The organism is Streptomyces sp. DSM 116793, assembly GCF_057320905.1.
Genome location: NZ_CM170494.1, coordinates 2125423 through 2146044 on the forward strand (window position 1 = coordinate 2125423; position 20622 = coordinate 2146044).

The window sequence follows — 20622 nt, forward strand, 5'->3', positions numbered from 1 at the left end:
TCCTCCCGTCGAGGTGGGGTCGCTCAGAGCGCTACGTCTCCGCACAGATGGACCTGCACGCCCAGCTCCGCGAAGAGCGCGGCCTTGGCGGCCAGGGCCGCGTCGGCGGCCCCGGCGTCCGGTGCGTACGCCACGTTCAGGTGGTTGGCGCGGTGCCGGGCCATGAACTGGTCGCGGCTGACGCCGTGCAGTTCTGCGTGCATGATCGGCCACTGCGGCGTGGTGGCGTCGAGCCTGCGCCTGGTCTCCTCCTCGGGCAGCTCCAGCGCGGTCGCCCGGCCGAGGTCGGCGTGCAGGGCGCCGTCCATCAGGAACACCCGCGACCAGACCAGCTCGCCCGGCTTGGAGACGCCGCTGAGGGTGCCGCCGCCCAGCGGGAAGTACATCGGCGGCTGGCGCATGCTCCACGACTTGTCGTAGCCGCCGTGGTGCGAGGCGGGCACGGCGCCGGAGATCTCGAAGACCCACACGAACCGGCCGTCGTACTCCTCACCCCAGCGGATGTCGTGCAGGGTGGTCGCCGGGTCCAGACCCATCGCCGTCCAGATCCGGTTGGTGACCAGCGAGTCCACGGCGACGCCCTCGTCCACCTCGTTGAAGTGCGGCAGCGGGGCGCCCGGGTACAGCTCGCGGGAGCCGTCGCGGCTGAGCACCGGCGGGCGCTGCACGTTGTTGAGCAGCCCCTCGGCGAGGTCACTGGCCGGCACGGTGTCCTTCAGGCCCTGCTGGTACTGGATGCCCACGGCGTCCAGGCCGAAGTCGTCCGCGATGCGCAGCGCGGCGATGTACATCTTGAACTGGCTGTGCAGCTGCGCGTCGGTCAGCTCGGTGGCCTCGTCCGTGCCGGTGTGGAAGGTCATCCCGGCACCGTCGAGCCAGGCGCGCACCGCGCGCGCCTCCTCGTCGGAGACCCTGCCCATCTCGGCCACCAGCGCGCTCTGCGACAGGCGCTCCTTGTAGATGCCGAGCGGGTTGAGGAACTCGTCATCGATGATGGCGTTGTACATGCCCATGCAGCCCTCGTCGAAGACGCCGATGATCGCCTTCTCGGTGCGCAGCTGCCAGGCGAGCGCCACGCCCAGCTCCTTCTCCGGGCTCTGCGGCAGGGCCGACAGGGCGGGCAGGTCGCGGACGTGGCCGGTGTCGTGCGTGAGGGTGCCGGTCCGCAGCCAGGTGGCGAGGCCCTGCCTCGCCCAGTCGTCGGTGAAGTCCGCGCTCCACAGCACCGAGTACTCCCGGCCCGCCTTGGTGAGGCTCCCGGCGAGGTTCAGCAGCCCGACCAGGCCCGGGTACTCCCCGCTCCAGTTGGCCACGACCAGGATCGGGCCGCGGTGGCCGCGCAGCCCCGCCAGCACGTGGTGGCTGTACTGCCAGACGCCCTCGACCACGATGAGCGGGGCGTCGGGCGGCAGCGCCTTGAACACCTCGATGCCGGCGCGCTGGCTGTCGATGAACCCGTGCCCCTTGGCCTCGTCGACCGGGTGCCCCCGCTTCACCGCCCACCCCAGCGCGGTCACGGCCGCGGCGAGGTCCTTCTCCAGCTTCTCCTGGGTGGGCCAGCAGGTGACGTTGGCGCTGGGCCTCAGGTCCCCGCTGGCCACGGTGTAGACGGTGCGCGGCTCGGCGGCCGGCGGCTCGGGCAGGACGGGGAGGGTGTAGGGGGTGGTGACGTCAGAGCTCATCCGGGTCTCCAGGTGTGTGTTTCCAGCCGGCCGCGGGGACCTTCCTGTGCCGAAGGCCCGGCCGGGACGGACAGCGCCCGCCGGCGCGGTGCGGGCGGCTCCGCGCGGTGCGGCGCAGGGCTCGTCGGCTGCGCGCGGAGCAGGGGTCCTCGGCTCTGCGCGGTGCGACGCGGGGCTCGTCGGCTTCGCGCGGTGCGGCGCAGGCTCGTCGGCTCCGCGCCGGGCGGCGCCGGACGTACCGGCCCCACGGGACTGCGCCGGGTCGACCGGCTCCGCAGGACGGCCCCGGGCTCGCCGGCCCGCCTCCCGCGCCGGGCTCATCGGCTCTGCAGGGCGGCGAGTGCGTGGACGGTCGCGGAGGTGTCGACGTACAGGGCCCGGTAGAGCCGGTACAGCTCGTCGTAGCGACCGGCGTGCTCCGCGCGCGGCGTCACCACCTCCCGGACCGGGTTCCAGGCGTCCACCGACGCCTCGCCCACGAGCCGCGCCGCCAGCAGGGCGTCCCCGTAGCCGGCCCCGATGGAGGTGGCGCGCACTTCCTGCGCCAGGCCCGTGACATCGGAGACGATCTGTGTCCACAGCGCCCCCTGCGTGCCCCCGCCGACCGCGACCACCCGGCGGATGCCGCCGCCGGCCGCGGTGAGGACCTCGACGTTGTGCCGCACCCCGAAGGCGGTAGCCTCCAGCGCGGCGCGGTAGAGGTCGCCGCGGGTGTGGGAGAGGGTGAGCCCGGCGACCACGCCCCGGGCGTCGGGGTCCATCAGCGGGGTCCGCTCGCCGGCGAAGTACGGCAGCATCAGCAGGCCGTTGGCGCCGACCCCGGACTCCGCCGCGAGCCGGACGAGGTCCGCGTGGTCGCCGGCCGCGAACAGGTCCCGCAGCCAACTGGTCACGGCGCCCGAGGTGGCCATGCCGCCCGCCAGGTTGCGGGTGCCCGGCAGCGCGCCGACGGTCCCCCACAGCGAGGGGCTGGTCAGCGGCCGCGGCACGGTGTGGATCAGGAACATGGTCGTGCCGTACATCAGCATCAGGTCGCCGGTGCCCTGGGCCCCCACGCTCAGGGCCTCCGCCCAGGCGTCGACGGTCCCGGTGATCACCGGGATCCCGGCGGGCAGGCCGGTCTCGCGGGCGGCCCCGGCGGTGACCTCGCCCGCGGCCTCGCCGGACCAGGCGAGCGGCGGCAGCTCGATGCCCGGCGCCACCTCGGCGGCCCAGGGCGCGTACCAGTCGAGGGCCGCGATGTCGTACAGCGGGGTGCACTGGCTGGCCGAGTGGTGGTCGAGCACATAGGCGCCGGTGAGCCGGCGGACCAGCCAGGAGCTGGGCATGTAGAGGCGCCGGGCGCGCCGGTAGGTCTCCGGCTCGAGCTCCGCGACCCAGGCGATCTTCGGTCCCGCGGCCTGGGTGCTGAGCGCGGAGCCGCAGCGGGTGATGATCTCCGCCGCCCCCAACCGCCCCTCGATCCGCTCGATCTGGCGGACCGAGCGGGTGTCGACGCCGTACAGGATCGCGGGCCGCAGCGGGGTGTCGTGCTCGTCGGTGAGCAGCACGCAGGGGCCCATACCGCTGACACCGACGGCCACCACGGTGACGCCGAGCGCGTCGCCCGCATCGGTCAGCTCCCGCGCCAGCTCGGTGAACTCCCGCCACCACACGTCCGCCGCCATCTCGAACCTGCCGGGCCCCGGGCGGTCCGGGGCGTGCGCGCGGACGGCGGACCTGAGCAGCGCCCCGTCCAGGCCGACCAGGACGCCCTTGCTGCTCGACGTGCCGATGTCCACACCGATGACGGCACCGGTCACCGGGCCGGCTGCTGCGTTGGGAGGCATGACCGCACGCTGACAGAAATCGATTTCACGGTCAAGAGGGCGGATGGACAGGACTCCCCCTCCCCTCGAAACTGCGAGACATCGGTTTTCGGCCGTTCTCGACCCTTGACACCCCCGAAGGCCAACCCTACGTTTCGTGAAATGGATTTCATGGTGTTGCGCTGTCCGCTCTCCACCGCCGACCGGCGCACCCGTGGCCCGCAGGGCGCGCACGCACCCGTAACTTCCCCGTGAGGGCACACACAACGATGACGACCTTTGGACTCGACGGCATTGCGCGCTCCTCGCGTGCGATCAGCCGTTCCATCAGCGCCGAGAACCCGACCGGCGGCAAGTCGGCGGGTGGCAGGGCCACCGAGGGCACCGGGGCGGTCGCGGCCGGCCGGCTGGGACGCGGCTGGAAGATTTCCCCCAGCATTGACATCGCCGCGGGCGAGACGGCGGAGCTGGCCTCGATCGAGGGCTCCGGCACCATACGCCACCTGTGGTGCACCACCGCCCCGCACCAGGCCTGGCGCGCCAGCCTGCTGCGTCTGTACTGGGAGGGCGAGAGCGAGCCGGCGGTCGAGGTGCCGCTGGGCGACTTCTTCTGCAACGGCTGGAACGTCTTCAGCCAGGTGTCCTCGGTGCCCGTCGCGGTCAATCCGAACGGCGGCTTCAACGCCTACTGGCCCATGCCGTTCCGCCGGGCGGCCAGGATCACGCTGGAGAACCTCGCCGCGGAGCAGATGACGCTCTACTACCAGGTGGACTACGAACTGGACGACGTCCCCGACGACGCCGCGTACTTCCACGCCCAGTGGCGACGCTCCCACCCGGTGCCGTTCGGCGAGGTGCACACCCTGCTGGACGGCGTCACCGGCGCCGGCAGCTATGTCGGCACCTACCTGGCGTGGGGCGTCAACAGCCCGGGCTGGTGGGGCGAGGGCGAGGTCAAGTTCTACCTGGACGGCGACGAGGAGTTCCCCACCATCTGCGGCACCGGCACCGAGGACTACTTCGGCGGCGCCTGGAACTTCGACGTGCCCGAGCAGGGCTACACCGCCTACACCACGCCGTACCTGGGGCTCCACCAGATCCTGCGCCCCGACGGGCTCTACCGCAGCCAGCAGCGGTTCGGGATGTACCGGTGGCACATCCCGGACCCGGTGCGGTTCTCCGCGGACCTGCGGGTGACGGTGCAGAGCCTGGGCATCGGGCCCGGCCAGGGCAACGGCCTGCCGCACCGCTACCGGCACACCAGCGACGACATCGCCGGCACGGCGTTCTTCTACCTGGACGCGCCCAGCTCTGCGTCCCGTCCGGCCACGCCGGACCTGCTCACGCTCGAGGTCGACTGAGCAAGCCCGGTCTCCGGCGACCGGGTAGGTTCCCCGCCGCCGTAGGTCCCTCTCCTCCGCCGCCGTAGGGCCCCCGCCGCCGTAGGTCCCTTCTCCTCCGCAGGTCCCCCTCCTCAGCAGCTCCCTCTCCTCGGTACGTCCCCGTCCTCTCCCCGTCTCCGTACGTCCCCTCCCGACAGGAGCGCACGCATGCTCCACCACGGCAACGACGCCGGGCGCCCGCCGGGCGCGGCGGCCCCGCGGGCGGCCCGTCCCTCGCGCCGCCGGTTCCTCACCACCATGGCCGGCGCCGGGGCGGCCGCGGCCTCGCCCGCGCTGCTCACCGGCTGCGGCACCGCCCAGACCAAGGGCGGCGCCCTGCAGTTCTGGAACTTCTACGGCCCCCAGCGCTCGCCCGACCCGGCGATCAACGCGCAGTCCAAGTGGTTCACCGACCTGGTCGCGCGGTGGAACGCCACTCACCGGGCCCAGGTCGAGCTGGTCTACCTGCCGCCGGTCACCTACCGCAACGGCTTCAAGGTGCCCTCCGCCTTCGCCACCGGAGACGGCCCCGACATCTTCCTGCTGAGCCCCGGCGACTTCCTGCGCTACTACAACGGCGGGGTGCTCGCCGACCTCACCCCGCACCTGGACAAGGGCGTCGTCGAGGACTACGGCAGCACGCTGGCGAGCCGGAAGGTGGACGGCAGGGTGTACGCCCTGCCCATGGAGGTCGAGCCGCTGGCGATGTTCTACGCCGTGGACGTCTGGGAGAAGGCCGGCCTGTCCGAGGGCGACATCCCGACCACCTGGGACCGGATGCTCGACATCGGCGACAAGCTGCGCACGAGGACCCGCGCGGGTGTGGTCTTCGAGACCATCCCCGGCTACTACCAGAACTTCACCTGGTACCCGTGGATGTGGCAGGGCGGCGGTGACGTGCTGGACGTGCGGGGCAGGGTCGCGTTCGACTCGAAGGCCACGCGTGACGCGCTGCGGCTCTGGCAGGACGCGGTCCGGCACGGCATCGCGCCGCGCACCCAGCCCGACGCGGAGGACGTGATCGGCGCCTTCAAGGCCGGTCACGTGGCCATGTGGCAGAACGGCATCTGGAACGTCGCCAGCTTCAAGGCCGCCGCCCCCACGTACCGTTACGGCGTCTTCAAGTTGCCGGTGCCGCCGGGCGGGACGTACACCACGGCGGTGGGCGGCTGGTCGTTCTGCGCCAACGCCCGGGGCCGCGACCCCGAGGCGGCCGCGGAGTTCTGCGCCTGGGCGCTCGGCTCGATGAAGGACGAGTCGATCAATCGGATGGTGGACTGGTGCGTCCGGGCCAAGTCGGATGTGGCGCCGCGCACCAGCGCACTGGAGCGCGGGGCGGCGCGCGGCGGCTACGACTCCGCGGCGATGAGGAAGTTCAAGGACGAGGTCTTCCCCGGGGCCCGCGCCGAGCCGCGCTATCCCCCGGTCGTCTACAAGGCGATCTCCGACGCCATCCAGGGCACCATGCTCGCCGGCCACGACGTCGACGAGGAGACCTCGCGCGCCGCCGCGTCCATCGACGCCTACACCAAGAGCTACCAGGGGGCGAGCCTGATATGAGCAGCGTCGCCGCACAGGACCGCGGCACGGCGGCTCCGCCCGTGACCGCCGCGCCCGCGCCGCCACGGCGCCGGCTGAGCCGCAGGCACCGGGAGTGGCTGGCCGCCGGCCTGTTCCTCGCCCCCGACGCCCTCGGGCTGCTGCTGTTCGTCGGCATCCCGATGGTGCTCTCCATCGTGATGAGCTTCTTCCAGGTCAGCGGCTTCGGCAGCTACCGGTGGATCGGGTTCGGCAACTACGACCGGATGTTCCACGACCCGCTGTTCTGGCAGTCGATGAAGATCACCGGGAGCTACGTGGTGGTCCTCGTGCCGGTGCTCTTCTGCGTGAGCCTCGGACTCGGGCTGCTGGTCAAGCAGAAGCTGCCCGGCATCGGTGTCTACCGGACCGCGCTCTTCCTGCCCTATGTGATCAGCCTCGTCGTGGTCGGCGTGCTGTGGAAGTTCATGCTCGACGACCAGGTGGGCGTGGTGAACCGCGCCATGCGGGTGGCCGGGTTCGACGGCGAGTCCTGGCTGGGGTCGCCCGGTCTCGCGCTCGGCTGCGTCATCGCCGTGATGGTGTGGGTGATGATGGGCTACTACATGATCATCTTCCTGGCGGGCCTCCAGGAGATCCCCAAGGAGTACTACGAGGCCGCCAGGATCGACGGTGCGGGCCCCTGGACCGCCTTCCGGGCGATCACCTGGCCCCTGCTCCGTCCCACCAGCTTCTTCGTGCTGCTGATGTCGACGGTCGCGGCCATCACCGGCGGGCTCGACCTGATCTTCGTGCTGACCGACGGCGGCCCCGCGAACGGCACCTCCCTGGCGATCTTCTACATCTACCAGCAGGCCTTCGGCTTCGGGGAGTTCGGCTATGCGTCGGCCATGGGCTCGTTCCTGGTGCTGGTCATGCTCGTCTGCGCCGGAGTGATCTTCAAGCTGACGAAGGGCGGGAGGTTCGACGATGGCGAGTGAGACGGGTGCGCGGCCGCTCGGGGCCGGACCGGTCGCCGCCGGGGCGCGCCGGCGCTCCGCCGGTGCCGCGGCCGGCGGGCGGGCCGGGGGCGCCGGGCGCTCCGGCCGCGGGCGCTCCGGCCGCGTCGGGCTGACGGTGCTGGCGATCGCGCTGTCGCTGGTGAGCGTCTTCCCGGTGCTGTGGATGGTGACGTCCGCCTTCAAGACCCGGTCCACGGTGACCGACGGGCGGCTGATCCCCAAGGAGTTCACGGTCCAGAACTTCGTCTACGTCTTCACGGAGGTGCCGTTCGCGCGCTATCTGTGGAACAGCTTCCTCATCTCCGCGGTGATCACCGTCGCGGCGCTGTTCTTCCACTCGATGGCCGCCTACGCGCTGGCCCGGCTGCGTTTCCCGGGCCGCGAGACGGTCTTCCTGGCGATCTTCTCGACGCTGCTCGTCACCATCCCCGTCGTGCTGATCCCGCTGTTCCTGGTCGCCCGTGAGCTGCACCTGCTCAACAGCTACGCGGGCCTGATCATCCCGGCGATCTTCAACGCCTTCGGCATCTTCCTGCTGCGGCAGTTCTACCTGGGGCTGCCCAAGGAGGTGGAGGAGGCGGCGATCGTGGACGGCTGCGGGCACTGGCGCGTCTACTGGAACATCGTCCTGCCGATGTCGCGCCCGGTGCTCTCGGCGCTCGCGGTGTTCTTCTTCCTCGCCAACTGGAACGCGTTCGTCTGGCCGCTGGTCGCCACCAACGACGAGAGCCTCACGGTCGTCCAGCTGGGCATCGCCTCGTTCCAGACCCAGTACAGCTCGAACTGGAACTACATCCTGGCGGCGGCCACCGTCGCGGCCCTGCCGATGCTGGCGCTGTTCTTCGTCTTCCAGCGGCAGATCGTGGAGTCGATCAAGACGTCCGGGATGAAGTAGCGGGTGGCTCCGCGGGGGCGGCCCCCGTGCTCCCGGCTCAGGGGCGGCCCCCGCGCCCCGGCCCAGGGCGGCCGGGGCCTGCTGTCGTTCGAGCCGCCCGATTCGGGGCCGCGAGGCCGCCTTGGGCGCCGACGCCGCATGCCGCCCGCTCCGGGCCGGCTTCACGCGCCCCGCTCCTCCCCCGCCCCCGCGCCCGCCTTCAGCACGGCGGTGAGCTTCCGTGCGGTCTGGACGTTGACGCGTCCCAGCTCGACCAGGTGCGCGGGCGGGTCGTTGCACAACCCGACCGGATCGACCCACAGCGACGGCAGGACGATACCGACGGCGCGAAGAGCACCCTTGAGATCGCGGAGAACGTCTTCCGCCTCCCGCATGCTCCCAGCAGAGTTCTCAGCACGAGGCTCCTCTTTCTCCGGCCCGGTCATTCTCTTTCCTCTCCTGCGGCACCCGGCGCGAACCCCTCCACCGGGAGCTACTCCTCTTCCGGAAGCCAGCCGGACCCCTCACAGGCGGGGCATTCCGCTTCCTTCAGCACATCGACAGTCCGCCGCACGAATTCCTGCCGTATGCTGCTCCATTCCCGCACCTGAGTCGGCACGCGAACGAACACCGCACCGTTGTTGCAGGAACACTGCTTCTCGACCACGTCCGATTCCCCGCATGCTGTCCCGGCCCCGGCTGTCCGCGGGGTTCGACGCCGACACCATCCGTCGTGTCCCGCCGCGCACCCGGCAACTGGCGCCAGGCACTGACGACGTGTCAACACACCGCGGCAAGCTGCACCTTGGTCCGAGACGGACACGTACAGACAACCGACACGGGGGGTGACCGCGGTACCTTGGAGGAGGCACGGATTTTTAAGTTCGTTAAGTCCCCTGAGAAAGGGAGAAACGGGCAGTGACAGACCGCGGCCCCAACAAATACCTGGAGCGTCTGTTCGGAGAAACCGGATGGACGCTCGAACGCTTCGCGCGCGAGGTGAACAAGATCGCCACCGAGCGGGGACGTCCGACCAGGTACAGCGCGCCTTCCGTTCACCAATGGCTCGGCGGGGCGTTACCGAGGGAGAATTCCCGCGCGCTCGTCCTGGAGGCTCTGGCACGCGCGCTCGGACGCCCGATCACCTACTCGGAAGCGGGTTTTCCCGACCCGGCCCTGGGTGACGGGGCGCCCACGAGCGCGGCGGAGGGACTGATCGACCTGGGCATAAAGGACATGGACCCTTCGCGGCGCAGCGTCCTCGGCGCCACCCTCTTCTCCGTGGCATTGACGGTGCCCGACTGGCCGGACGTCGTCGGCCGCATGGAGCGGGTGCAGACGGGCCGTGTGCGCCACGTGGGGATGCAGGACGTCGAGACGGTCATCGCCATGACCGAGCGCATCTCCGAACTGGACGACCAGTTCGGCGGCCGCCACGCCCGGCCCATGGCCGCGGCCTTCCTGGTGAACACGGTCGGCCCGTACCTGCGATGCGCAGGACCGGAGGACGTGCGCAAGGCGATGATGTCGGCAGCCTCCGACCTGTGCTATCTCACGGGCTATATGGCCGTGGACGAAGGCCTGCATGGTCTTGCACAGCAGTACTACCTCAAGGCGCTGGAGCTTGCCGGGGCGTCAGAGGACCACTTGACGTACTGCACGACGCTACGGGGAATGAGCGTTCAGGCGGTCGACCAGGGACACGGGCCCTATGCGATGCGCCTCGCCGACGCAGCCGCCGCGGCGTCCCCGCAGGCAGGACCCCGGATGCGGGCTTTCCTCGCGGGCCAGCAGGCGCATGCGAGCGCGCAGATCGGCGACCGCGACGGTGCGCTGAGGTATCTCCGTGAGGCCGAGGTGGCCATGGACAAGGCGGAGTCGCGGGAGAAGGCGTTCGGCTCGTACGATCCGTCCTCGTTGCAGTACCACACGAGTCAGGTGCGGTACGAGCTGGGCGATGTGACCGGCGCCGTCGAGGCGATGCAGAAGTCGGACGATCTCCGGCACGCCGTCTACCGTCGTACCCGCGTGAAAGAACGCTCCTTGCTCGCCGAACGGCAGATCGCCATCGGTCATCTGGAAGAAGCCTGCGCGACCTGGCATCTGGCACTCGACGACTACCCGATGGTCCAGTCAGGTCGCGTCGATCAACGGATGAGGAACATGTACAAGTTGATCAGCCCGTACCTGAGGAACCCCGCGGCGCGCGAACTCTACGCTCGCGCCCGCACCATCACTCCTGCCGATTTCACACAGTCCTGAGGGGCGGACCGGCAGCCGCCGACGATCCCACACCCCGGGGGCGCACTACCCCCGCGGCCCCGCCGTGCTCTCCCGGGCGTGCAGCGTGGTGCGCAGAACGACCGTCTGGAGGGCGGCCGAGCCGCCCGACATCCGCTGGAGCAGCAGGTCCGCCGCGGTCCGCCCGAGCTCGTACGACGGCAGCTCGACCGTCGTCAGGGAGGGGCGCACGAGCGACGCCCAGGGGATGTCGCCGAACGACAGCACCCCCAGGTCCGGCGGCTCCTGCCCGGCCTCGCGCAGGGCCTCCAGCACGCCGATGGTCATCAGGTTGTTCGCGACGAACACGGCGTCGGGCGGCTCGGGCATCGCCAGCAGCTCGCGCATCGCGAGCCGGCCGCCCTCGACGCGGAAGTCGGCGTGCCGCACATAGCGGTGGGTGTCGGCGTCATCCGGCCGGTCCGCCGCGGCGGTCAGCGCGGCGCGGTAGCCGGCGAGCCGCTCCTCGGAGGTGGAGGCGCCCTCGGGTCCCGTGATGCAGGCGATCCTGCGGTAACCGGACCTGAGGAGGTGGCGGGTGGCGACCTCGCCGCCGTGGTGGTTGTCCACCATCACCGCGTCCACGTCGGCCTCGTGGGGCCTGCGGTCCACGGCCACCACCGGGATGCCGCGCTCGATCAGCGGCCCCAGGTCCGTACGGTCCCGGGAGGCCGCGGCGACGATCACGCCGGCCATCTGCTCGCCGAGCGCCACCTGAAGGTAGCGGCGCTCCTTGTCGGTGTCCTCGTCGGAGTTGCAGAGCACCACCGAGAGGCTGGTGCGCTGCGCGGCGTCCTCGACGCCGCGCGCCAGCGACGTGAAGAACGGGTTGCCGATGTCGGGTATGACCAGCCCGATCACGCTCGACTGCTGCTTGCGCAGCGAGCGCGCCACCCGGTTGGGCGCGAAGCCCAGCGCGGCCGCCGCCTGCTGCACGGAGTGGGCACGCGCGGGCGTGACATTGCCGCCGTTGAAGACGCGGGACACGGTCGCCGGTGAGACACCGGCGGCACGCGCCACGTCATGGATCGTCACCACCTGTGTCCATGTCCTTTCCGCGCCCTGTGGGTATCAGGGTACCTGGGCGTGAAAAGGATTTCATCCTTGGTATCCCCGGGCCGGTGGGATCCGGGCCCCCGGACCGCCGGGAGCCGGGCCGGGCTGCCGCCGGCCTCCAGGGCCGGTCCGGCCCCGGCTCCCGACCCTAGGCCCCGGGCCCCGGTCGCCGGTGGCCGGTCCCCGCGCGCGGCTAGCCGGAACCGGTGTGGCGAACGTCGGCTCGGGCCGTGGGATGGGGCCCTCCTGAGGCCTCGTCAGAATCCGAGCTTACGCAGCTGCTTCGGGTCGCGCTGCCAGTCCTTGGCGACCTTGACGTGCAGGTCGAGGAAGACGGGCGTGCCGAGCAGCGCCTCGATCTGCTGCCGGGACTTGGTGCCGACGTCCTTCAGGCGCTTGCCCTTCGGGCCGATGACGATGCCCTTCTGGCTGGGGCGCTCGATGTAGACGTTGGCGTGGATGTCGAGCAGCGGGCGGTCCGCCGGGCGGTCGGGGCGGGGCAGCATCTCCTCGACGACGACCGCGATGGAGTGGGGCAGCTCGTCGCGGACGCCCTCCAGGGCGGCCTCGCGGATCAGCTCGGCGACCATCACCTGCTCCGGCTCGTCCGTGAGGTCGCCCTCCGGGTAGAGGGCGGGGCCCTCAGGGAGCAGCGGAATCAGGAGGTCGGCGAGCAGGCCGACCTGGCCGTCGGCGGGGCGCCCGCGGCGCGCGGCGGCCCCGGCGGCCCCGGCCCGCCCGGTGTCCGCGGCGCCGTTCCCGGCTGCGGCGGGGGCACTCCCGTTCTCGTCGGGGGTGCTCCCGACCACGGCGGGGGTGTCCCCGGCCACGGCGGGGGTGTCCCCGGCCACGGCGGGGGTGCCCCCGGTCGCGACGGAGGCGCCGGCGGCCGCGACGGCGCGGGTCGGCAGGACGTCCACGGCGGAGACCGGGATGATCTCCGCCCACTCGATGCCGAGGTCGTTGCCGAGCTGGTCGACGGCCATGAGCTGCTCGGCCAGGGTCTGGGAGTCGACGAGGTCGGCCTTGGTGACGATGGCGACCTTGGGGGTCTTCCTGATCTCGGCCAGTTCCTTGGCGATGAAGCGGTCGCCGGGGCCGATGCGCTGGTCGGCGGGGAGGCAGAAGCCGATGACGTCGACCTCGGCCCAGGTGGTGCGCACCACGTCGTTCAGCCGCTCGCCGAGGAGCGTGCGCGGCTTGTGCAGGCCCGGGGTGTCGACGAGGACCAGCTGCGCGTCGGGCCGGTGCACGATGCCCCGGACCGTGTGGCGGGTGGTCTGGGGGCGGGTGGAGGTGATGGCCACCTTCTGACCGACCAGAGCGTTCGTCAGGGTGGACTTGCCCGCGTTGGGGCGGCCCACGAAGCAGGCGAAGCCTGCCCGGTGGGGCTGCTGAGCCGGCTCTGACGGCTGGGTGCGGCTGGTCATGGTGCCCATTGTGGCCGATGCCGGAGGGCACTCTGCACACAGGCGGGTGCGGCGCGGGGAGTGAGGGGCGTCCCGGGGCGGGAGGGGAGCCCGTGCGTTCCCGGGGTTCCGCGGCTCCCCGGGGGCCTGGACCTGTGCGCGTGCGGGGCGCACAGGAGTGCGGGGGTGCGTATGGACGCCGTACCGCGGAGGTCACGGCACGGGAGCCGGCCCGTGCGGGTCCAGGCCCGTGGCGGGGCGCCGGGCCGTGTGGGGGTCGAGCCCGCCGAGTCCGGCCGTGGTCGGGCGGGCGCACGGCGAGGCGGTGGCGCGGGCGGCAGGGTAGGCCGGACCGGGGCGCGGACGGCACCAATGGCACGGACGGCACCAATGGCACGGACGGCACCGATGGAACCGATGGGACCGATGGAACCGATGGAACCGATGGGACCGATGGGACCGATGGAACCGGTGGCACGGATGAGGCCCCGGTAACACCCCGGTTACGTGAAACACCGCGGAAACACCCATGTCTCCGGAGCGAAATGCGCGGCAGCGACCCTCGTCGGAGTCGCCGTGCTGCCCGCCCCTGGGGGAGGCGCCGCACCCGCCGCCCCCGAAGGGTCCACCGGAGGAGTAAGAGCCCGTGCAGACCGTGCAGACCCTGGCGCCGCAGGCCGCCGCGCAGACATCCGGACTCGACAGCGGCGACACCGCGTGGCTGCTCGCCGCCACCGCGCTGGTCCTCCTGATGACGCCGGGCCTCGCGCTCTTCTACGGCGGCATGGTGCGCACGAAGAGCGTGCTCAACATGCTCCTGATGAGCTTTGTCTCCATCGCCCTCGTGACCGTCGTCTGGCTGGCCGCCGGCTACTCGCTCGCCTTCGGGGACGACGCCTTCGCGGGGCTCATCGGGAACGCGGACCACCTCGGCATGGCCGGCATCGGCCCCGACACCCTCACCGGCACGGTGCCCACCCTGCTGTTCAGCACCTTCCAGCTCACCTTCGCGATGATCACCGCGGCCCTGATCAGCGGTGCCATCGCGGACCGCACCAGGTTCACGGCCTGGCTGGTCTTCGTGCCGGTCTGGACGCTGCTCGTATACGTTCCGGTGGCGCACTGGGTGTGGGGCCCGGGCGGCTGGATCGCCCACTCGCTCGGGGCGCTGGACTTCGCGGGCGGCCTGGTGGTGGAGATCGCCTCGGGCGCCTCCGGGCTCGCCGTCGCCCTGGTACTGGGCCCGCGGATCGGGTTCAAGAAGGACGCGATGCGGCCGCACAGCCTCCCCCTGGTGATGCTCGGCGCGGGCCTGCTCTGGTTCGGCTGGCTCGGCTTCAACGGCGGCTCCGCTCTCGCCGCCGACGGTCTCGCGGCGGCGGCGCTGCTCAACACCGTGGTGGCCGGCTGCACGGGTCTGCTCGGCTGGCTCTTCGTGGAGCACCGCCGCGACGGCCACCCCACCACGTTCGGGGCGGCCTCGGGCGCGGTCGCCGGTCTCGTGGCGATCACGCCGTCGTGCGGCACGGTCGCGATGCCCGGCGCCGCGGTGATCGGCCTGGCCGCGGGTGTGGTCTGCTCCTACGCGGTGGCGTGGAAGTTCCGTCTGAACTACGACGATTCGCTGGACGTGGTCGGCGTGCACTTCGTCGGCGGCGTCATCGGCACGCTCCTCATCGGCCTCTTCGCCACCGCGTCGATGACCGGCGGCGCCAAGGGCCTCCTCTACGGCGGCGGGGCCGCCCAACTCGGCAAGCAGGCCGTCGCGGTGGTCTGCGTGGCGGCGTACACGTTCGCGGTGACGTACGTCATCGGAACGGTCATCCACAAGGTGATGGGCTTCCGGGCGTCCAGCGAGGAGGAGATGACGGGCCTGGACCAGACACTGCACGCGGAGACGGCCTACGATCACGGGGTGCTCGGCCACGGCGCCGCCCAGACCCCGTCCCTGGCGCCGGGCCCGACGAAGGACAGGAGCCCCGCCGAATGAAGCTGATCACCGCGGTCGTGAAGCCGCACCGCCTCGACGAGGTGAAGACCGCGCTCCAGGAACTCGGCGTGCACGGCCTGACCGTGACGGAGGCCAGTGGCTACGGCAGGCAGCGCGGCCACACCGAGGTCTACCGGGGTGCCGAGTACCGGGTCGACCTGGTACCCAAGGTCCGCATCGAGGTCGTCGTCGCGGACACCGAGGCGGACACCGTCATCGACGCGGTGGTGCGGGCCGCGTGGACCGGGAAGATCGGGGACGGCAAGGTGTGGGCGGTGCCGGTGGACTCGGTGGTGCGGGTGCGTACGGGTGAACGGGGGCCGGACGCCCTGTAGTTCGCCGGTACGCCCGGCAGGCGTCGGCGGTGCGCCCGGCAGGCGCCCGCGGTACGCCGGCAGGCGTCGCCGGTACGCCCGGCAGGCGTCGCCGGTAGCATCGGGCAGGCCTCGCACGCCTGGCGGCAGGTGCCGCACGCCCCCGCATGGGGTTGTCGCGGGCGTATCCGGACCACCTGCCGGTGGTGGGTTGCTCGCGCAGTTCCCCGCGCCCCTCGTCGGGGCGCACCCCGCACCGCCGACGTCGCCGGCGCGTGCCTAGCCCGCCGTGATCGTCGAGCGGACGGTGCCGTCGGGGCCAGCGAGCAGGATGGGTGTCGCCGGGCCACCGAGGTCCGCCACGGCCGCACGGTCCGTCTCGGACGCCGCGTCCGCGTCGGTGACCACGGCCGCGGCCTCCAGCGACCGCGCCCCGGACGCCACCGCCATCGCCACCGCGGTCTGCAGCGCGCTCAGCTTGAGCGAGTCCAGCGCCACCGTTCCGGCGACATAGGTACGGCCGGTCTCGTCCCGTACGGCCGCACCCTCCGGCACGGAGTTGCGGGCCCGCGCGGAACGGGCCAGGGTCACGATCTTGCGGTCCTCGGGATCGAGCGCGCTGCTGTCGGTCATGCCCCGAGGATACGAGCGGTCCCCGGCCCCCCTCGCCACGGGGCCGGTCACCCGCCCCGCCCGACGCCCGGCCGGGGGCACGTCGCGGTTGCTCACGCCCCGACTGCGCAACCGACGGGCGCGAAGCGCCCTCACCAGGGGCGCGGGGAACTGCGCGACCAGCCACCACCGGCCAGCGGCCAAGCAGACGACCGCAACGGGCTCGGCCCGGTGGCCCGCCACAGGCGCATCCGGGTCGCCCACGCAGTCCCCGCGCCCCTGACGGGGCGGCCGGTGGGCGCGAAGCGCTGAGAAGGAGGCGAGGGGCCGTTACGTCTCCGGCTCCTCGGGGACCGTCGCGTGTGCCGGCGCGACCGGTTCCGCGAGGACCGTCACGATCTTGTTGCGGCGGCCCGCCGCGGACTCCGCGGTGAGCCGCAGCCCGCGACCGTCGGGCAGCGCCACCACCGCCGACGCGCCCGCGATCGGCACCCTGCCGAGCGCCTTGGCGAGCAGGCCGCCGACGGTCTCCACGTCCTCGTCGTCGAAGGCCTCCAGGCCGTACAGCTCGCCGAGGTCGCCGATGTCGAGCCGCGCGGTGACCCGGTACCGGTCGTCGTCGAGCTTCTCCACCGTCGGCTGCTCGCGGTCGTACTCGTCGGTGATCTCGCCGACGATCTCCTCGAGGATGTCCTCGATGGTGATGAGGCCCGCGGTGCCCCCGTACTCGTCGATGACGACGGCGACGTGCGTGCGCTCCTGCTGCATCTCGCGGAGCAGGTCGCCGGCGTTCTTGGTGTCGGGCACGAACGTGGCCGGCCGCATCGCCGTCGACACCAGCTCGGACTCGGCCTCCCGGCTGATGTGCGTCCGGCGGGCCAGGTCCTTCAGGTAGACGATGCCGACGATGTCGTCCTCGCTCTCACCGGTCACCGGGATACGCGAGAAGCCGGACCGCAGCGCCAGCGTCAGGGCCTGGCGGATGGTCTTGTACCGCTCGATCACGATCAGGTCGGTGCGGGGCACCATGACCTCCCGGACGAGGGTGTCGCCCAGTTCGAAGACGGAGTGCACCATGCGGCGCTCCTCGTCCTCGATCAGGGACTCCTGCTCCGCGAGGTCCACCAGCGCCCGCAGTTCGGCCTCGGACGCGAACGGGCCCCGGCGGAAGCCCTTGCCGGGGGTGAGGGCGTTGCCGATGAGGATCAGCAGGGACGGGATGGGGCCCATGATCCTCGCCAGCGGCAGCAGCACGTACGCGGCGATCGTGGCGGTGTTCAGCGGGTGCTGACGGCCGATGGTGCGCGGCGAGACCCCGACGGCGACATAGCTCACCAGCACCATCACGGCGATCGCCACGAGCAGCGACTGCCAGGTGCTGTCGAACTCCCGCAGGCAGACGTACGTCACCAGCGCGGCCGCCGCCATCTCGCACGCCACCCGGACCAGCAGCGCCACATTGAGGTAGCGGGTCGGGTCGGCGGCGATCAGGGCCAGCTTGGCGCTGCCGCGCCGGCCGGACCGCACGGCCTCGTCCGCGCGGAAGCTGGAGGTGCGCGCGAGGCCCGCCTCGGCGCAGGCGGCCAGCCAGGCGACCACGATCAGCAGGACCGCGCCGATGATCAGCTGGATGCTCACGGCGCTAGGAGACCGTCGGGGCCGGGGAGGGGCCCGGCACGCCCTGCTCGGCGCGCCAGCCGTCCACGATGGCCGACTGCAGGCCGAACATCTCGGCCTTCTCGTCCGGCTCCTCGTGGTCGTAGCCGAGCAGGTGCAGCACGCCGTGCACGGTGAGGAGCTGCAACTCCTCGTCCATGGTGTGCCGGGTGGGGGCCTCCTTGGCCTGCCGGGCGGCGACCTCGGGGCAGAGCACGACATCGCCGAGCAGACCCTGCGGGGGCTCGTCGTCGTCCTTGGAGGGCGGGCGGAGCTCGTCCATGGGGAACGACATGACGTCCGTCGGCCCCGGCAGGTCCATCCACTGCATGTGGAGCTGCTCCATGGCGCCGGCGTCCACGACGATCACCGAGAGCTCACTGAGCGGGTGGATACGCATCCGGGTCAGGGTGTAGCGGGCGATGTCGAGGATCGCCCGCTCGTCGACCTCGGTACCGGATTCGTTGTTGACGTCGATCGACATGGCTGGTGCTCGGTCCACTTTCCGTTACTCGCCGGGCAGCGCACGACGCCTCGGCCCACGGCTCATCGGGCGCCCCGGTGGGCCTGGCCGCCGTTCACCGTGCCGTTGCGGCTGTCGTACTCCTCGTATGCGTCGACAATACGGCCGACCAGCTTGTGGCGTACGACATCGTGCGACGTGAGGCGGGAGAAGTGGACGTCCTCCACGCCCTCCAGGATCTCCTGGACCTGGCGCAGGCCGCTCTTGGTGCCGCTGGGCAGGTCGATCTGGGTCACATCGCCGGTGATCACGATCTTCGAGTCGAAGCCGAGGCGGGTGAGGAACATCTTCATCTGCTCGGGGTTCGTGTTCTGCGCCTCGTCCAGGATGATGAACGCGTCGTTCAGCGTGCGGCCGCGCATGTAGGCCAGGGGGGCGACCTCGATGGTCCCGGCCGCCATCAGGCGGGGGATGGAGTCGGGGTCGAGCATGTCGTGCAGGGCGTCGTACAGCGGGCGGAGGTAGGGGTCGATCTTCTCGTAGAGCGTGCCGGGCAGGAAGCCGAGGCGCTCGCCCGCCTCCACCGCGGGGCGGGTCAGGATGATGCGGTTGACCTGCTTGGACTGCAGGGCCTGCACGGCCTTGGCCATCGCCAGGTACGTCTTGCCGGTGCCGGCGGGGCCGATGCCGAAGACGACCGTGTGCTTGTCGATGGCGTCGACGTAGCGCTTCTGGTTGAGGGTCTTGGGGCGGATGGTGCGGCCGCGGGAGGAGAGGATGTTCTGCGTGAGGACCTCCGCGGGGGTCTCCTCGGCGTCGCTCTCGCCGTTCTCACTCGCCCTGAGCATGGCGATCGAGCGTTCCACCGCGTCCTCCGTCATCGGCTGTCCGGTGCGGAGCACCAGCATCATCTCGTCGAACAGGCGCTGCACGAGGGCGACTTCCGCCGGATCGCCCACGGCGCTGATCTCGTTGCCCCGGACGTGGATGTCGGCCGCCGGGAAGGCCTTCTCGATCACTCGGAGCAGTGCGTCTCCGGAACCCAGGACAGTGACCATGGGGTGCTGCGCGGGGACGGTGAAGTGTGCCCGTGCCTGCCGCTGCCGCTGTGCGGGGTCGTGTGCTGTGGGTGTGTGAGTCATGGGCCGGCTCTTGAGGCCTGCGGATCCTCCTGTGTGCGGCGTCTTGCCTCCGGGGCGCTCCCGGCACGTTCCAGGGTACGTCGGGGTACCGACAACGCAGACCCCTTTTCGGGCCGGGTGAGGCGGGCGCGGGCGTGTTCGCGGTGTCTTGGAGCTGCCCGCCCCGCCGATTCCCCCCACGGCCCTCACCGCGGGCCACCACCGGAACACGTCACGTCATCACCACTCAGAGGGCGCGGCGGAAACCGATGGTCGGGACCGCTCGGGGCAGGGGCCAGGCGCGGGCCGTGGTGGGCAGGAGCGTGTCCAGGAACGCGTACCGCCGCAGCGCGGACGGGTTCTGGTCGTCGTACTGCTGCACGTGCCGCCACCAGGCGGCGATCTCGGACCACCCGGGCGCCGACAGCGAGCCCCCGAACTCCTGGACGGACAGCGCCGCCGTGAGCCCCGCGAACGCGAGCCGGTCGGCCAGCGGCCAGCCCGCGAGTGTCCCGGTCACGAAGCCCGCCACGAAGACGTCGCCCGCGCCGGTCGGGTCCAGCGCCTCCACGTCGATCGCCGGTACCTCCGCCTCCTCGCCGGACCTGCCGTCCACCGCGTACGCCCCGTCCGCGCCCAGCGTCACCACGACCACCGGCACCCGCTCGGAGAGCGCCTGCGCGGCGCGCCGCGGGCAGCCGGTGCGGGTGTACCGCATGGCCTCCTCGGCGTTCGGCAGGAACGCCTCGCAGTACTGCAGGTCGGGGAGCCCGGCGAGGTCCCAGTGCCCGGTGTCGTCCCAGCCGACGTCGGCGAAGATCCGGGTGCCGTGCCGGGCCGCCTCGGCGATCCAGGGCGCCCGCTTGCCGGGCGTGAGCGCGGCGACCGCGGCACGCGCGCGTGGCGGGCAGCGGGGCGCCGGCTCCTCCGGCGGCGGCTCGTGCCCGTGCGAGACCATCGTCCGTTCGCCCTCGTAGGCCATCGAGACGGTCACCGGCGAGTGCCAGCCGGGGACGGTGCGCGACGGCGCCAGGTCGATGCCCTCGCCCTGCTCCAGCGCGTCCCAGCAGTACTCGCCGTAGTGGTCGTCCCCGAACGCCGCCGCCAGCGAGGTGCGCAGCCCCAGCCTGGCGAGGGCGGTCGCCATGTTGGCGATGCCGCCGGGGCTCGACCCCATGCCGCGGGCCCAGGACTCGGTGCCGCGCACCGGTGCGCTGTCGAGGCCGGTGAAGATGATGTCGAGGAAGACCGTCCCGGTGAGGTAGACGTCGATCATGGGGTCCTCGGGGGCCCGCACAGCGGTGAGCGGGTCGAGAGGGACCCGGTGCCTCAGCTCTCCGTCGTCTTCCGTCACGGTGCACTCCCCTGCGTGGCGCTGGTCTGGCCAGTGTGCCCGATCGGTGGGGCGGCGGGGGCACGAGAGACTGTCGTGCAC

Annotated in this window: 18 protein-coding genes; 7 read left to right on the forward strand and 11 right to left on the reverse strand. The window is 71.8% G+C overall.

Annotated features, from left to right (window positions below):
* Positions 1-23: 23 nt before the first annotated feature.
* Both ACSMXW_RS08890 and ACSMXW_RS08895 read right to left on the reverse strand, forming a co-directional pair.
* On the reverse strand, positions 24-1682 hold the full coding sequence (locus tag ACSMXW_RS08890) for a fucose isomerase (RefSeq protein ID WP_485804996.1): 1659 nt from the start codon (positions 1680-1682) through the stop codon (positions 24-26).
* A 317-nt stretch (positions 1683-1999) separates the two neighbouring features.
* A complete protein-coding gene (locus tag ACSMXW_RS08895; protein WP_485804998.1) occupies positions 2000-3511 on the reverse strand; it encodes an FGGY-family carbohydrate kinase in 1512 nt (503 codons plus the stop codon).
* 248 nt (positions 3512-3759) lie between these two features.
* Here ACSMXW_RS08895 and ACSMXW_RS08900 point away from each other — a divergent pair, with 248 nt between their 5' ends.
* The 4 genes from ACSMXW_RS08900 to ACSMXW_RS08915 all read left to right on the forward strand — a co-directional run bounded on the left by ACSMXW_RS08900 (position 3760) and on the right by ACSMXW_RS08915 (position 8307).
* Positions 3760-4851: a glycoside hydrolase family 172 protein gene (locus ACSMXW_RS08900; RefSeq protein ID WP_485805000.1), complete on the forward strand. Its 1092-nt coding sequence runs from the start codon at positions 3760-3762 to the stop codon at positions 4849-4851.
* A gap of 189 nt (positions 4852-5040) precedes the next feature.
* A complete protein-coding gene (locus ACSMXW_RS08905; RefSeq protein ID WP_485805002.1) occupies positions 5041-6432 on the forward strand; it encodes an ABC transporter substrate-binding protein in 1392 nt (463 codons plus the stop codon).
* Positions 6429-7391, forward strand: coding sequence for a carbohydrate ABC transporter permease (locus tag ACSMXW_RS08910; protein WP_485805004.1), 963 nt, complete (start codon positions 6429-6431; stop codon positions 7389-7391). Before ACSMXW_RS08905 ends, ACSMXW_RS08910 begins: the two co-directional genes overlap by 4 nt.
* The gene (locus ACSMXW_RS08915) at positions 7381-8307 is read left to right on the forward strand and encodes a carbohydrate ABC transporter permease (RefSeq protein WP_485805006.1); all 927 of its coding nucleotides are present in this window, start codon (positions 7381-7383) and stop codon (positions 8305-8307) included. The genes ACSMXW_RS08910 and ACSMXW_RS08915 overlap by 11 nt, the downstream gene beginning before the upstream one ends.
* Before the next feature lie 161 nt (positions 8308-8468).
* Here the strand turns inward: ACSMXW_RS08915 and ACSMXW_RS08920 are convergent, their stop codons facing one another.
* Positions 8469-8681 carry a hypothetical protein gene (locus tag ACSMXW_RS08920; protein WP_485805008.1) on the reverse strand — a complete coding sequence of 71 codons (213 nt, stop codon included), beginning with the start codon at positions 8679-8681 and terminating at the stop codon, positions 8469-8471.
* Positions 8682-8779: 98 nt separating this feature from the next.
* Positions 8780-8953, reverse strand: a complete 174-nt coding sequence (locus tag ACSMXW_RS08925; protein WP_485805010.1) for a hypothetical protein — start codon at positions 8951-8953, stop codon at positions 8780-8782.
* Between the two features lie 251 nt (positions 8954-9204).
* Between ACSMXW_RS08925 and ACSMXW_RS08930 the strand changes: the two genes are divergently transcribed.
* A complete protein-coding gene (locus tag ACSMXW_RS08930) occupies positions 9205-10548 on the forward strand; it encodes an NsdA family TPR-like regulatory protein (RefSeq protein ID WP_485805011.1) in 1344 nt (447 codons plus the stop codon).
* A 45-nt stretch (positions 10549-10593) separates the two neighbouring features.
* Here the strand turns inward: ACSMXW_RS08930 and ACSMXW_RS08935 are convergent, their stop codons facing one another.
* Both ACSMXW_RS08935 and ACSMXW_RS08940 read right to left on the reverse strand, forming a co-directional pair.
* The gene (locus ACSMXW_RS08935; protein WP_485805013.1) at positions 10594-11601 is read right to left on the reverse strand and encodes a LacI family DNA-binding transcriptional regulator; all 1008 of its coding nucleotides are present in this window, start codon (positions 11599-11601) and stop codon (positions 10594-10596) included.
* Between the two features lie 278 nt (positions 11602-11879).
* Positions 11880-13052, reverse strand: coding sequence for a GTPase Era (locus tag ACSMXW_RS08940; protein WP_485805014.1), 1173 nt, complete (start codon positions 13050-13052; stop codon positions 11880-11882).
* Between the two features lie 625 nt (positions 13053-13677).
* On the opposite strand from ACSMXW_RS08940, the gene ACSMXW_RS08945 reads away from it, so the two are divergent.
* Both ACSMXW_RS08945 and ACSMXW_RS08950 read left to right on the forward strand, forming a co-directional pair.
* Positions 13678-15021: an ammonium transporter gene (locus tag ACSMXW_RS08945; protein WP_485805016.1), complete on the forward strand. Its 1344-nt coding sequence runs from the start codon at positions 13678-13680 to the stop codon at positions 15019-15021.
* The gene (locus ACSMXW_RS08950; protein ID WP_485805018.1) at positions 15018-15356 is read left to right on the forward strand and encodes a P-II family nitrogen regulator; all 339 of its coding nucleotides are present in this window, start codon (positions 15018-15020) and stop codon (positions 15354-15356) included. Before ACSMXW_RS08945 ends, ACSMXW_RS08950 begins: the two co-directional genes overlap by 4 nt.
* A gap of 258 nt (positions 15357-15614) precedes the next feature.
* Here ACSMXW_RS08950 and ACSMXW_RS08955 read toward each other — a convergent pair whose 3' ends face one another.
* The 5 genes from ACSMXW_RS08955 to ACSMXW_RS08975 form a co-directional block, all read right to left on the reverse strand.
* Positions 15615-15968: a cytidine deaminase gene (locus ACSMXW_RS08955; RefSeq protein WP_485805020.1), complete on the reverse strand. Its 354-nt coding sequence runs from the start codon at positions 15966-15968 to the stop codon at positions 15615-15617.
* A 309-nt stretch (positions 15969-16277) separates the two neighbouring features.
* The gene (locus ACSMXW_RS08960) at positions 16278-17585 is read right to left on the reverse strand and encodes a hemolysin family protein (protein ID WP_485805022.1); all 1308 of its coding nucleotides are present in this window, start codon (positions 17583-17585) and stop codon (positions 16278-16280) included.
* 4 nt (positions 17586-17589) lie between these two features.
* The gene (gene ybeY / locus ACSMXW_RS08965) at positions 17590-18087 is read right to left on the reverse strand and encodes an rRNA maturation RNase YbeY (RefSeq protein ID WP_485807903.1); all 498 of its coding nucleotides are present in this window, start codon (positions 18085-18087) and stop codon (positions 17590-17592) included.
* Positions 18088-18149: 62 nt separating this feature from the next.
* Entirely contained in the window at positions 18150-19208 is a 1059-nt protein-coding gene (locus ACSMXW_RS08970; protein WP_485805024.1) for a PhoH family protein, read from the reverse strand.
* Positions 19209-19434: 226 nt separating this feature from the next.
* Positions 19435-20541 (reverse strand): carbohydrate kinase family protein, encoded by a 1107-nt coding sequence (locus ACSMXW_RS08975; protein ID WP_485805026.1) that lies wholly within the window; start codon positions 20539-20541, stop codon positions 19435-19437.
* Positions 20542-20622: the final 81 nt, after the last annotated feature.